General features: G+C 72.0%; 8 protein-coding genes. All 8 read left to right on the forward strand.

The genetic code is table 11. From position 1 onward, the window contains the following. Positions 1–413: 413 nt before the first annotated feature. The 8 genes from SGFS_RS24015 to SGFS_RS24050 all read left to right on the forward strand — a co-directional run bounded on the left by SGFS_RS24015 (position 414) and on the right by SGFS_RS24050 (position 14,120). On the forward strand, positions 414–1,805 hold the full coding sequence (locus tag SGFS_RS24015; protein WP_286253238.1) for an ABC transporter substrate-binding protein: 1,392 nt from the start codon (positions 414–416) through the stop codon (positions 1,803–1,805). Positions 1,806–1,814: 9 nt separating this feature from the next. Then, complete coding sequence (locus tag SGFS_RS24020) at positions 1,815–3,158, forward strand: carbohydrate ABC transporter permease (RefSeq protein WP_286253240.1); 1,344 nt, start codon at positions 1,815–1,817, stop codon at positions 3,156–3,158. Continuing rightward, positions 3,155–4,078, forward strand: a complete 924-nt coding sequence (locus SGFS_RS24025) for a carbohydrate ABC transporter permease (protein WP_286253242.1) — start codon at positions 3,155–3,157, stop codon at positions 4,076–4,078. Before SGFS_RS24020 ends, SGFS_RS24025 begins: the two co-directional genes overlap by 4 nt. Positions 4,079–4,255: 177 nt before the next feature. Next, positions 4,256–6,547, forward strand: coding sequence for a bifunctional glycosyltransferase/CDP-glycerol:glycerophosphate glycerophosphotransferase (locus SGFS_RS24030; protein WP_286253245.1), 2,292 nt, complete (start codon positions 4,256–4,258; stop codon positions 6,545–6,547). A 224-nt stretch (positions 6,548–6,771) separates the two neighbouring features. Continuing rightward, positions 6,772–8,916 carry a bifunctional glycosyltransferase/CDP-glycerol:glycerophosphate glycerophosphotransferase gene (locus SGFS_RS24035; protein ID WP_286253246.1) on the forward strand — a complete coding sequence of 715 codons (2,145 nt, stop codon included), beginning with the start codon at positions 6,772–6,774 and terminating at the stop codon, positions 8,914–8,916. 5 nt (positions 8,917–8,921) lie between these two features. Next, positions 8,922–11,126, forward strand: coding sequence for a bifunctional glycosyltransferase/CDP-glycerol:glycerophosphate glycerophosphotransferase (locus SGFS_RS24040; protein WP_286253248.1), 2,205 nt, complete (start codon positions 8,922–8,924; stop codon positions 11,124–11,126). After that, on the forward strand, positions 11,123–12,421 hold the full coding sequence (locus tag SGFS_RS24045; RefSeq protein ID WP_286253250.1) for a hypothetical protein: 1,299 nt from the start codon (positions 11,123–11,125) through the stop codon (positions 12,419–12,421). The genes SGFS_RS24040 and SGFS_RS24045 overlap by 4 nt, the downstream gene beginning before the upstream one ends. Positions 12,422–12,467: 46 nt before the next feature. Beyond that, positions 12,468–14,120, forward strand: coding sequence for a hypothetical protein (locus SGFS_RS24050; protein WP_286253251.1), 1,653 nt, complete (start codon positions 12,468–12,470; stop codon positions 14,118–14,120). The last annotated feature ends 14 nt before the right edge of the window (positions 14,121–14,134 follow it).

The following is a 14,134-nucleotide window of genomic DNA, read 5'->3' on the forward strand; positions in this document are numbered from 1 at the left end:
CACAACCAGCCATCCCACGGCGAGCAGGCACCCGACGCCCGTGCCGAGCGGGCGCAGTCGCGCAACCCGGCGCTCACGGGGCGCCGCTGCGCCCCACCCGTGCCGCCCCTAGCGGCGAATGCCGGCAGCCAGGACGGGCCCCGTAAGGGGCGCGGGGAACTGCGCGAGCAAACGACCATCAGCCGGAAGCCGTCCACAACCAGCCATCCCCATGGCGAACAGGCACCTGAACGACCCCATCGCATGGTCACGACGCGGTCACGATCAGCGAGTTGACGGCGCAGGCGCTCTTGCCGCGTTCGGGCACCCGGCGTAGACCAGAGCGCACGGGACAGCGCCACAACGTTCGACGAGACGCACGGAGAACGGGGTCAGTGATGCGCAGCATTTTTCGTACGCACCGAGCCACATCCATGGCCAGGACCAACGCCGACTTCCAACCCCCTTACCCACGCAGGCCCGCCAAAGCCCTCGCCGCCCTCGCCGCGGGTGTCCTCGCTCTCTCCCTCACCGCATGCGGCGGTGACGACGGCGGCGACGACAACGATGGCAAGGACCGAGGCACCAACACCGGATCCAGCGTCCGGCTCCCCAAGCTCGACGGGCAGAAGCTCGAAGTCGCCGCCGTCTTCACCGGCCCGGAACTGGACAACTTCCAGAAGGTGCTGGACGAGTTCGAGAAGCGCACCGGCGCCGAGGTGAGCTTCGTACCGACCGGCAACAACACCTCCACCTTCCTCGGCACCAAGATCGAGGGCGGCAAGCCGCCGGACGTCGCGTTCCTCCCCCAGGTCGGCGTGCTGCACCAGTTCGCCGAGAAGGGCTGGGTCAAACCGCTCGGCAGCGAGGCCAAGGCGCAGTTGGAGAAGAACTTCTCGCAGGGCTGGAGGGATCTCGGGGCGTACAAGGGCGAGCAGTACGGCGTGTATGTGAAGGCCGCCAACAAGTCCCTCGTCTGGTACAACACCCAGACCTTCGAGGCGGCGGGGATCAGCGAAGAGCCCAAGACCTGGGACGAGTTCCTCCAGACCGCCCAGACCATCTCCGACTCCGGCGCCCCCGCCGTCTCCATCGGCGGCGCCGACGGCTGGACCCTCACCGACTGGTTCGAGAACGTCTATCTGTCGCAGGCCGGCCCGGAGAAGTACGACCAGCTCGCCGCGCACGAGATCAAGTGGACCGACCCGTCCGTGAAGCAGGCCCTCACCACGCTCGCCGAGCTGTGGGGCAAGGACGACCTGATCGCCGGTGGCGCCTCCGGCGCGCTGCAGACCGAGTACCCGAAGTCGATCACGCAGACCTTCGGCACCGACACCCCGGCCGGCATGGTCTTCGAGGGCGACTTCGTGGCCGTCACCATCAACGGCGACACCAAGGCGAAGCTCGGTACCGACGCCAAGGTCTTCCCGTTCCCGGCCGTCGGCAGCGACTCCCCGGTGGTCACCGGCGGCGACGCGGCCGTGGCGCTGAAGGACGGCAAGGGCGCCCAGGCCCTGCTGACCTTCCTGGCCTCGACCGACGCGGCGGAGATCTGGGCGGCCCAGGGCGGCTTCCTCTCCCCCAACATGGGGCTGGACCCGGGGGCGTACAAGGACGACGTGACCCGCGAGATCGCCGAGGCGCTGCTCGCGGCCGGCGACGACTTCCGCTTCGACATGTCCGACCAGGCCCCGGCGGCGTTCGGCGGCACCCAGGGCGTGGGTGAGTGGAAGGATCTGCAGGACTTCCTGAAGAACCCCGACGACGTGGCGGGTGCCCAGCGCAAGCTGGAGGCCGACGCGGCGAAGGCCTACGGGAAGGGCTGACGGCCCGCGATGCCGTCGTCCGCCGTGGCGAAAGCGGCCGGGGGCGCGCCCCCGGCCGCAGCGCGCAAGAGCGTGACGGGCACCCGGCTGTGGGTGGCGGTGCTGTTCCTGCTGCCCGCGTTGGTGCTGCTCGGCGCGCTCGTGGTCTACCCGATCGGGTACTCGGTCTGGCGGAGCCTGTACGACGCGCCCGGCTCGGGCTTCGTCGGCTTCGACAACTACACGGAGATCTTCTCCGACGACAACACGCTCACCGCCGTACGGAACACGGCGATCTGGGTCGCCGTGGCGCCCGCGTTCGTCACCGCGCTCGGGCTGATCTTCGCCGTGCTCACCGAACGGGTGCGCTGGGGAACGGCGTTCAAGCTGATCGTCTTCATGCCCATGGCGATCTCGATGCTCGCCGCGGGGATCATCTTCCGGCTGGTGTACGAGCAGGATCCGGACCAGGGTGTCGCGAACGCGATCGTGACGTCCGTGCACGATGTCTTCGTCGACGAGTCCGTGTATCCGAAGGCGCGGCCGAACGCCCAGGTCAGTGATCTGCGGGCGTCCGGCGGCGGTTCGTTCACCACGGAGGGGACCGTGCGGGCGGGCACCCCGGCCCTGCTCCCCCTCGTCGGTATCGCACCCGATCGGCTGCCGGGCGACCCGCAGGACGCGAAGACGGCCACCGGGAGCGGCGTCACCGGCACCGTCTGGCTGGACTTCAAGCTCGGGGGCGGCGGCGAGAAGGGCGCGGTCGACCCGGGTGAGAAGGCGCTGGAGGGCGTCAAGGTCGAGGCGGTGAAGGGCGGCGAGGTCGTCGCCACCGCGACCAGCGGCGCCGACGGCACCTTCAAGCTGCCCACAGCGGCCGAGGGAGCGCGACTCCGACTCCCCGGCTCGAACTTCGCGGCGCCCTACAACGGCATCGACTGGCTCGGCCCGACCCTGGTCACCCCGGCCATCATCGGGTCGTACGTGTGGATGTGGGCCGGTTTCGCGATGGTGCTGATCGCGGCGGGGCTGGCCGGGGTCGACCGCAATCTGCTCGAAGCGGCGCGCGTGGACGGCGCGAACGAGTGGCAGGTGTTCCGGCGCGTGACCGTTCCCCTTCTCGCGCCGGTCCTGGTCGTCGTCCTCGTCACGCTGATGATCAACGTGATGAAGGTCTTCGACCTCGTCTACATCATCGCTCCCCAGCCCAGCCAGGACGAGGCCAACGTCCTGGCCCTCCAGCTGTATCTGGTGTCGTACGGCGGTGGGGGCGACAACGGCCTCGGCAGCGCGATCGGTGTGGTCCTGCTGCTGCTCGTGCTGCCGGTGATGTGGGTCAACATCCGGCGCCTCAGGAAGGAGCGTCAGCGGTGACGACGACCGAGCCCCCCGCCCCGGCGCCCGCGCCGCGCACTCCCGAGCGCGACGCCCCCGTACGCGCCGAACGCTCCCTCGCCGCCCGGGTCGCGAGCGGCGCGGCCGGCGGGGCGCTGCGTGTGTTCCTGCTCCTCGTGGCGCTGTTCTGGCTGGTGCCCACCTTCGGTCTGCTGGTCTCGTCGTTCCGCGACCCGACCGACATCGCCGACTCCGGGTGGTGGAAGGTGTTCTCCGCGCCCGCCCAACTCACCACCAGGAGTTACGAGTCGCTGCTGGAGAACGACGACATCACCGGCGCGCTGTTCAACACGATCTGGATCACGGTCCCCGCGACACTGCTCGTCGTCCTGATCGGCGCGATGGCCGGATACGCCTTCGCCTGGCTGGACTTCAAGGGCCGCGACTGGTGGTTCATGCTCGTGGTGGGGCTGCTGGTGGTGCCGGTGCAGGTGGCGCTGATCCCGCTCTCGGGGCTCTTCGGCGACCTCGGGATCTTCGGTGACATCACCGGTGTCGTCCTCTTCCACGTCGGCTTCGGGCTCCCCTTCGCGATCTTCCTGCTGCGGAACTTCTTCGCGGAGATCCCGCGTGAGCTGCTGGAGGCCGCCCGGCTCGACGGGGCGGGCGAGCTGCGGCTGTTCGCGACGGTCGTGCTGCCGCTGGGCGCCCCGGCGCTGGCCTCCCTGGGGATCTTCCAGTTCCTGTGGGTGTGGAACGACATGCTGGTCGCGCTGGTCTTCTCCAGCTCCGGCTCGCAGCCGCTGACGGTCGCGCTCCAGCAGCAGGTACGGCAGTTCGGCAGCAACATCGAGGTCCTGGCGCCCGGCGCGTTCATCTCGATGGTGATCCCGCTGGCCGTGTTCTTCGCGTTCCAGAAGCAGTTCGTGTCCGGCGTGATGGCGGGCGCGGTGAAGTAGGACATCGCGGAGGATCGGGGGTGCGCGCCGCGAACAGCGGCGCGCACTCGCGTACGCGCCTGAGCGTTCACGCCCGTGCGCCCCCGTACCGTGAGGTTATCCCCCGTATGGAACACGCAGCGTAACCAAATCACTCCATCGGCCGTTTCCGGGCAGTATGCCCGCGCCGACCCATGGATGTCCCCCTTGCCCAGGTTCAGTGTCATCGTCCCCGCGTACAAGGTTCAGGCGTACCTGCACGAGTGCCTGGACTCCGTGCTGTCCCAGCCCTTCACCGATCTCGAACTGATCGTCGTCGACGACGCCTCGCCGGACGGCTGCGGTGCGATCGCCGACGAGGTCGCGGCCCGTGACTCCCGTGTACGGGCCGTGCACCTGTCCCGCAACGCCGGCCCCGGCCCCGCCCGCAACGCGGGCATGGAGCACGCGACCGGCGACTACCTCCTCTTCCTCGACGGCGACGACACCTTCGCGCCGGGGGCGCTGCAGGCGATCGCCGACCGCGTCAAGGAGAGCGGCGAACCGGACGTGCTCGTGCACGATTTCGCGCGCACGTCCTGGTCCGGCGACACCGTCCGTGACGAACACGACCGCCGGCTCACCGAGCAGGGCCCGGCCCCCTTCAGCCTCGACGACCGCCCCGGCCTGCTGACGCTCCGCCCGGTGGCGTGGAACAAGGCGTACCGCCGGGAGTTCGTCGAGCGGCACGCCTTCCGCTTCCCGTCCGGGGTGTACGAGGACGTGCCCTGGACGTACCCGGTGCTGCTGACCGCCGAGTCGCTCGCCACGCTCGACCGGGTCTGTGTGCACCACCGGGCGCGCCGCCACGGCAGTCTGCTCGAGGCGACCGGGATGGCCGACCGGCGGCACTTCGACGTCTTCGAGCAGTACGACCGGCTGTTCACCCACATCGAGGACCACCCCCGACTCGCCCACTGGCGGCCCCTGCTGTTCCGCCGCATGGTCGATCACCTCGCCTCCGTGTGCACCAGGGGCGGCGCCCGGCTCCCGCGGCGCGCCCGCGCCGAGTTCCTGCGCGCGGCCCGTGCGCACTGCGCCCGCTATCACGCCCCCGGCGGACCGGTGCGCGCCCGCGCCCGGATGCGGTACGCGCTGCTGCGTCTCGGCAGCCACCGCACGCTGCGCGCCCTGTGGGCCGGGGCGCGGCTGGGCCGGGGTCTCGGGCGGGTGGCGGCTGGCCTGGCCCGGCTGCTCCGGGGCGGCGGTCTGCGGCTCCACTACCGCCTCCAGCGGCTGCTGCCGGTGCGCGCCGACCGGGCGGTGTTCGCCGCGTACGACGGGCGGGGGTACGAGTGCAGCCCGGCCGCGCTGGAGAACGCGTTCCGTACGTACGCGCCGGGCATCCGCACGTTCTGGGCCGCGCGGCCCGAGCACCACCACACCCTGCCGGTGGCGACACGGCGGGTGACGCCCGGTTCGATGGCGTACTTCACGGCGCTGGCCCGCGCCAAGTACCTCGTCAGCAACACCGACTTCGATCCCCGCCTCGTCAAGCGCACCGGCCAGGTGCTGCTCCAGACGCGGCACGGCACTCCGCTCAAGCGCATGGGCCTGGACCTGAAGGACCGGCCGGCGGCCGCGCGCGGCACGGACTTCGAGGCGTTGCTGCGCGGCAGCGACCAGTGGGACTTCGTGCTGTCCGGCAACCGGCACTCCACGCTGGTCTGGGAGCGGGTGTACCCGTCGCCGTACACGACCCTCGAGTACGGTTCGCCGCGCAACGACGTGTTCGTGCGGGCGACGTCGACGGACGTGGCCCGGCTGCGCGAGCAGCTCGGCGTGCCCGAGGGCTCGGTGGCCCTGCTGTACGCCCCCACGCACCGTGACTACCGGCACTCCCAGCGCGCCCATCTGGACCTGGAGCGGATCCTGCGCCAGCTGGGCCCGCGGTTCGTGATCCTGGCGCGGGCCCATCATGTGTACGACTCGCCGCTGACGGAGTCGGCCCACGGGCGGCTGGTGGATGTGACGGGTCACCCGAGCGTCGAGAACCTGTGTCTTGCCTCCGACGCGCTGATCACCGACTACTCGTCCCTGATGTTCGACTACGCCAACCTCGACCGGCCGATCGTCATCCACAACGAGGACTGGGAGGCGTACGAGGCGGCGCGGGGGACGTACTTCGATCTGCGGTCGTTCCCGCCGGGAGCGGTGGCCCGCAACGAGGACGAGCTGATCGACATCTTCGCGACGGGGCATTGGCGGGGGTCGCGGTCGGCGCAGTTGCGGGCGGCGTTTCGGGAGCGGTTCTGTCCGTACGACGACGGGTTGGCGGCTGAGCGGGTGGTACGGCGGGTGGTGCTGGGGGAGCTGAGGGTGCCTTCGTTCGTGCCGCTGTCCGACCGGCATCCTGTGCCGTCGGCTGCCGCCGGGCGGCCGGGGGGTGGGCTGGCGACCGTGCCGGGGCAGTCGCCGCCCGCGTGGGCGCGTGACGCCTTGCGCCCGTAGCGGCTTCCGGCCCGCATTTTTCTCGCCCCCGCCGCCCCTACCCGTCCCATCCCCAGGGGCGCTGCCCCTTCGACCCCGTCATGCGTGAGAGCTCGGGGCAGTCGTGCGTCGGCGGGCGCGGGTTCGTCGTGGTTGCTCGCGCAGTTCCCCGCGCCCTTGAAGAGCCCGGGGCGCCCCCACCGACCCGCAGTCGAACAACAGACCAAGCCACCCCAAAGGACAGAATGCCCCGCTTCAGTGTCATCGTCCCCACCCACCGCGTCGAAGCCCACCTCCCGCTCGCCCTGGACTCGATCCTCACCCAGTCCTTCGGCGACTTCGAACTGATCCCGGTCCACGACGCCCCCGACTCCCCCGCGGGCACACTCACCACCGCCTACGCCGACCGCGACACCCGCGTCTCCCCCGTCCAGTCACCCCCCTCCGGCGGCCTGGGCGCCGCCCGCAACACCGGTATCGCCGCCGCCACCGGCACCTATCTCCTCTTCCTCGACGGCGACGACACCCTCACCCCGGGCGCCCTCGCCGAGCTGGACGCCCGGCTCCGCCAGACCCCCGGCGTCGACGTGCTCCGGTTCGCGCACGAGCGCGCCCACTGGTGGGAGGGCGGCACCACGGTCCCCCACCCCACCGGCGTCCACCTCCCGGCCTGGAGCGCCGCCTACCGCCGCGACTTCGTCGCCGAGCACCGCCTGGCCTTCCCCAGCGGCCACTTCACCGACCTCGGCTGGAACGGCCTGGTCACCCTCGCCGCCGACAGCGCCGCGGAGCTGCGCTCGGTCTGCGTACGGCATCTGGTGCGACGGCAGGGCAGCCGGCTGGCCGCCCCCGGCCCGCATCAGCTCGAACTCCTCGACCAGGTCGAGCTGGTGCTCGCCCGGGCGACCGCCGAGCAAGGGCTGTCGCCGACCCTGTTCGAGCAGCTCTTCGCCATGGTGCTGCGCACCGCCGCCCGCCCCGAGCGGCTGCCCGCCCGCGCCCGCCGCGCCTACTTCCGCCGCGCCTGCCACCTCTACCGGACCTACCGCCCGGCCGGCTTTAAACCGCCCGTCGGCAGCGTCGGCGTCCAGCACCGCGTCCTCGCGACCGGCTCGTACGCCGCGTTCCGGGCCCTGCGCGGCGTCAAACAGGCCGCGACGACAGCCATGGCGGCCGTGCCCAGGCCCCGCGCGCCCCTCACACGCGCCCTCTACGCCGCCCGGCGCCGCCTCCCCCTCGACAACAACCTCGCCGTGTACTGCGCGTACTGGGGCCGCGGCCACACCTGCAACCCGGCCGCCGTCCACGCCAAGGCCCGCGAACTCGCCCCCCACATCCGGGGCGTCTGGCTCGTCGAACCGGAGGCCGTGGGCGAGCTGCCGCCCGGCATCGACCACGCCGTCATCGGCTCCCGGCGGTACTGGGAGGTCCTGGCCAGCGCCAAGTACCTCGTCAACAACGCCAACTTCGCCGACGCCGTCGTCAAGCGCCCCGGCAGCGTCCACCTGCAGACCCAGCACGGCACCCCGCTGAAGACCATGGGCGTCGACCAGTCCCCGTACCCGGTGGTGGCCGCCGCGTCCGGCAGCTTCACCGGGCTGCTGAAGCGCGTCGACCGCTGGGACTTCAACCTCTCCGCCAACCGGCACTCGACGGAAACCTGGGAGCGGGCGTTCCCCGGCTCGTACGAGCAGCTCGAGTACGGCTATCCGCGCAACGACGTCTACTACACGGCCACGGCGGAGGACGTGACGCGAATCCGGCGCGAGCTGGGCATCCCCGACGGCAGGACCGCCCTGCTCTACGCCCCGACCCACCGCGACCACGCCGGCGGCTTCGACGCCCGCCTCGATCTGGAGGCCTTCTGCGACGCGCTGGACGACGACTTCGTGGTGCTGCTGCGCGCCCACTACTTCTACGACCGGGGCGGCAGACCGAAGAGCGACAGCCGCGTCATCGACGTCACCCGGCATCGCTCCACCGAGGACCTCTGCCTCGCCGCCGACGCCCTGATCACCGACTACTCCTCCATCATGTTCGACTACGCCAACCTCGACCGGCCGATCGTCGTCCTCGCCGACGACTGGGACGTCTACCGGGAGACCCGGGGCGTCACCTTCGACCTGCCGTCCGCGCCGCCCGGTCATGTGGCCCGTACCGAACGGGAGTTGACGGACCTGCTCCGCGACGGCTCGTACGACGACCTGGAGGCCGACGCGCTGCGGGCCGCGTTCCGGGAGCGGTTCTGCCAGTTCGACGACGGGCGGGCCGCCGAGCGGGTCGTACGACGGGTGTTCCTCGGGCAGTCGCCCGAGGCGTTGCCGCCCGTCGTCCCGCTCGCCGAGCGCACCCCGGCGCCCCGGCCCACCGCGACCCTCGTAAGGAGCTGACGGACGTGCCCCGCTTCACTGTCATCGTCCCCGTCTTCAAGGTCCGGGGTTTTCTGCGCGAGTGCCTCGACTCGGTGCTGGAGCAGTCGTACCGCGATCTGGAAGTGATCGCCGTCGACGACTGCTCCCCGGACGGCAGCGGCGAGATCCTCGACGCGTACGCCGCCCGCGACCCGCGCGTCCGCGTGCTGCACCTGCCGCAGAACGTGGGCCTCGGCCGCGCCCGCAACGCCGGGATCCCGTACGCCAGCGGGGACTTCCTGCTCTTCCTCGACAGCGACGACACCCTCACGCCGGGCGCCCTGCGCGCGCTCGCCGACCGGCTGGACGAGACGGACGACCCGGATGTGCTGGTCTTCGACTACGCCCGTACGTACTGGTGGGGCGGGACCCGGCGCAACGCCCTCGCGCATCTGCTCACGGAGGCCGGGGACGGTACCTTCACCGTCGCCGAGCGGCCGGGCGTCCTCGAACTGCTGATGGTCGTGTGGAACAAGGCCTACCGGCGGGAGTTCGTCGAGACGCACGGCTTCCGCTTCCCGCCGGGCTACTACGAGGACACGCCGTGGACGTTCCCGGTGCTGTTCAGCGCCGAGCGGGTCGCCACGCTGGACCGGATCTGTGTGGCGTACCGGCAGCGGCGGCAGGGGAACATCCTGTCCACCACCAGCCGTAAGCACTTCGACGTGCACGACCAGTACGAGCGGGTCTTCACGTTTCTCGACTCGCGGCCGGAGCTCGCGCGTTGGCGGCCGTATGTGCGGCACAAGATGAGCGAGCACTGCCTGGACATCCTGGCCAAGCCCGGTCGGGTGCCGGGGACGGACAAGGCGGAGTTCTTCCGGCGGACGGCGGGGCTGTTCCGGAAGTACCGGCCCGCCCCGGAGGTACCTGTGGCGCCCGAATTCCGTGTCCTGGAAGGCGGTTGGGCCGCCTATCGGTTCCGGCAGCGGGCCTCCGGGGGGCGGGCCGCGCTCGGGGCGGGTGCGGAGCGGGTGCGGGCCGCCGGGGCCGCGCGGGCCGGGCGTGGGCTGTCCTTCGTGCACGAGCGGCTGCCGCTCGACCCGGGTCTCGCCCTGTACTCGGCGTTCTCGCATCGCGGGGTGCTCGGGGACCCGGCGGCCGTGTACCAGGCCGCGCGGGATCTCGCGCCGCACATCCGGGGCGTGTGGGTGGTGCGGCCGGAGCGGGTGGCGGCGCTGCCGCCGGGGGTGGAGCATGTGACGCCGGGGTCGCCGGAGTATCTGCGGCTGGCAGCACGGGCGACGTACTTCGTCAACAACGTCAACTGGCCGGGTGCCCTCACCAAGCGGCCGGGCAGCGTGCACATCCACACCCACCAGGGCACCCCGCTCAAGTACATGGCCGCCGATCTGCTGCGCAAGCCCGGCGCCCGGCACGGGATCGACGTGCCGAGGATGCTGCGCCGGGCCGACCGCTGGGACCACAGCCTCGTCGCCAACCGCCACTCCGAGCTGGTGTGGAGCCGCGCGTACCCGTGCGACTTCGCCTCCGCGCGGACGGGCTCCCCGCGCAACGACGTCCTCGTCAACGCCAAGCCGGACAGCGGCGCCGCGATCCGGGAACGGCTCGGCATCCCGGCGGGGCACACGGTCGTGCTGTACGCGCCCACGCCCCGCGACTACCGGCGCGGCGGGTACGTCGAGCGGTTCGACCTGGCCCGGTTCGCCGAGGACCTGGGGCGGAGTCTGGGCGAGGGCCACACCCTCGCCGTACGGCTGCATCCGTCGCTCGCGGACGGGCCGGCGCGCGGGTTCGGGCTGGCCGAGCTGCATCGGCGGGGTGTGGTGCTGGACGTGACGGACGAGCCGCATGTCGAGGAGGTGATGCTCGCCTCGGACGTGCTGGTCACCGACTACTCGGCCCTGATGTTCGACTACGCCAACCTCGACCGGCCGATCGTCGTCCACGCCGACGACTGGGACGTCTTCACCGCGAGCCGGGGCGCGTACTTCGACGTCACCGCCGACGCGCCCGGCCATGTCTCGCGCTCCTACCGGGAGCTGGCCTGGCTGTTCGCCTCCGGGCAGTGGCGGGACACGGAGTCGGCGCGGCTGCGGGCCGCGTTCCGGGAGCGGTACTGCGAGTTCGACGACGGGCTGGCGGCGGAGCGGGTGGTGCGGACCCTGATGCTGAGGGAGCCGGCCGCTGTCGCGGGGGCGCGTGCGCCGGCGCTCGTCTCGTCATGAGCGCCCGTACCGTCGTCGTGCGGGCGCGTACGTGGGTCCTGCTGTTCGCGGGTGTCTTCGCGCTGCTCCAGCTCGCGGGCGTCACCGGGCGCGCCACGCCCGACACCAAGAACTACGTGTCGTACGCCCTGAGTCTGCGCGGTGACGGCAAGCGGGCGGCAGCCGCCGCGACGATCGAGCACTACTGCGTGAGCCGGGCCGCGAACGCTCGGCGCGACCAGAGCGTGGACGTGGTCCGCTTCCACGCCCCGGACCCGGCCCGGCGGGTCGCCAAGGAGTGCCGTCGTGAGCTGTGGCAGAAGGTCGACGAGCGGCTGGCGGCCGGGCAGACCGGCGGGCACACCGTGCCGTTCGCGGTCGACCGATTTCAGCGGATCTTCGAGGCGCGGCCCGGGTATCCGGTGCTGCTGGTGCCCTTCGTGACGGTGTTCGGGGTGACGTGGGGGGTGTGGCTGGCGAGTGTGCTGATCGCTGCGGCCGGGGGTGTCCTGGCCTTTCTGGTCCTGCGGGCCGTCCGCGCGCCGACCGCCGCGGCCCTCGCCGGCCAGGCCCTGTACTACGTGCTGCCGTGCGGCACGACCGCCATGCGGCCCATGACCGAGGGGCTGCTGCTGGCCCTGACGCTGGCCGCGCTGTGGGGGTGCGCGCTGGCATTGGAGGGGCGGGTGCGGGCGGGGGCCGCGCTGGTGGGTACGGCCTTGGTCCTGCTGTTCACGGTGAAGCACTCGCAGGCGCTGTTCCTGGGGGTGTGTCTGGTGGGGGCGTGCGCGGCGATCGCCGTACGGCGGCGGCGGATCGACCCGGCCGTACGGGCCATCGGCGCGGTCGCGGCCTGGGCGGTGGTGTGCACCCTGCTGGCCGCCAAGCTGCTGCACTACCCGTCGGCCGGTGAGAGCGTGCAGGACCTGCTCACCCATCACTTCGCCCACCCGGACCGTGCCCGGCCGCTGCCGGAGTTCCTGCAGCTGGAGTTCAACTTCTGGGTGGAGTGGTCACGCCGGCAGTTCGCGCAGCCGCTGTTCCTGGCGGCGCTGGCGGCGGGCGCGTGGGGCGTGGGGCGGCAGCGGCCGGCGTTCGCGGCGTTCGTGGTGGCGGCCGCGTGCACCGGTGTCCTCAACCAGGCGGGCCATCCGGACCTCGCCATCTGGGGCGGCCGGCTGATCGTGCTGGCGTGGCTGCTGCCGGTGCTGGGGCTGCCGTTGCTGTGGGAGCGGGTGCGGAGCGGGACGCCACCCGGGGCGGGCTCCGCCGCTGTACCGGAGCAGGCCGAGCCGGAGCCCATGGCCACTCGATGAGGTGATGGCGGGCTAAGCGGTTGCCCCGTACGGGAATAGACGGCAAATGCCTCAGACAGCCCATACTGATCGCGATATCGCCGGTTCTCGTGTACGCGGGGTACAGCTCGTACGGCGGCGGATCGCGCTCGGCGCCACCGCCCTGTGCGGTGGCCGTACCTTCTGGCCGGCCCGACGGCCCAGTCCGTATGTCGTCTTCGGCGGGCTGTTCTGGCTGGTCATGACGCTGGCGTACTGGCGGGTCCCGCTGTGCTGCGACGCCGGGCAGCACGCGGCGGTCGTCGAGCGGCTGCGCTGGGACCTGCTCCACCCGGCCCATCCGACGGCGGCCCTGCCGGGCGCCGGCAGCCCGTACTACTCGCCGTACGCCGTCGCCCAGGGCCTCTTCGCCAAGCTGACCGGGCTGAGCGGCTGGGCGGTGGTGAAGCTCGCAGGTCCGCTGAACCTGCTGGTGCTGCTGACCGGCATCGGCCGCTTCGTGCGCGTGCTCACGCCCCGGCCGTGGGCACCCGTCCTCGCGCTTCTGTCGATGACCCTGTTGTGGGGCACCGAACGAGCCTGGTGGAGCGGCTATCTCGGGCTGATGTCGATGACGGGGAACCTGGGGTATCCGTCGGCGTTCGCGATCGGGCTGATGTTCTGGGCGTGGGGGTGGACGGGCGCACGCGCGCGTGGAGATGTCGCTTCACGGAAGGTCGTGCGGTACGTCGGGCCGAGCGGGCTCGGGTGCGTCTGGGCGTACGCCGGGCTCGGGGCGCTGTACGGGCTGATCGTGCTGGTGCATCCGATCACGGCCGTGGCGGCGGGGGCGGGCGCGGTGGCGTGCGTGGCGGGGTGGCAGCGGGGCCCTCGGCGGGCGGCCGTGGCGGGGCGGTGGGCGCTCGCCGGGGGCGCGGCGGGTCTGGTCGCGCTGTCGTGGCCGTACTACGACGTGCTCTCGCTGGCCGGGAACCCGGCGGTCGACGGGATGCATCGGCGGCTGTACGGGGCGCTGGCCGGGCACTTCTGGCTGGCGGTGGTGTTGGGGGTGCCGGCGCTGTGGACGCGGTGGCGGCGGTCGCGGCGGGATCCGCTCGTGCTGTTGTTCGCCCTGGAGTGCCTGGTGGTGGCGTACGGGTGGGTGAGCGGGCACTACACCTACGGGCGGGTGCTGGGGGCGGCGTTGGTGCCGTTGCAGTTCGCGGTCGCGGTGGAGCTGGCGGCGGCCCGGCCGTGGGGGCGTGCACGGCGCGTGCTGGGGTGTGCGGCGGTCGTGGGGGCGTGCGTGGGGTTTCTGACCGTGCAGGCGGGGGCGGTGGTGCCACGGGTGTGGGATCCGGTCGGGTTCGATCAGCCGCCGCGGTGGCCTTCGTACGCGTGGGCCGCGCGGCACTTTCGGCCGGGGGAGGTGTTGATCACCGACGGGTACTACGCGGGGCACGCGATCGCGGGGTACGGGGTGAATCTGGCGGCGCCGGCTTGGCCGGATCCCGCGGTGGACGAGCGGGAGCGGGTGCGGAGGGCCGCGGATGTGCGGGTTTATCTCGACCCCGGGTCGACCCGGGCGCAGCGGTCGGTGATCGCTCGGCGCTACGGGGTGCGGTGGTTGTTGCTCACGCGGTGGCGGCCGGTGCCGGAGGAGGCCGTGGTGGTGGCGTGGAGCCCCGAGACGGGGGAAGTGCTCGCGCGAGTTCGAACACCGCGGGCCGGTGGGGGCTGATCGCGCCCTCGCGG

Origin of the sequence: Streptomyces graminofaciens, from assembly GCF_030294945.1 — a bacterium.
Lineage (GTDB): Bacteria > Actinomycetota > Actinomycetes > Streptomycetales > Streptomycetaceae > Streptomyces > Streptomyces graminofaciens.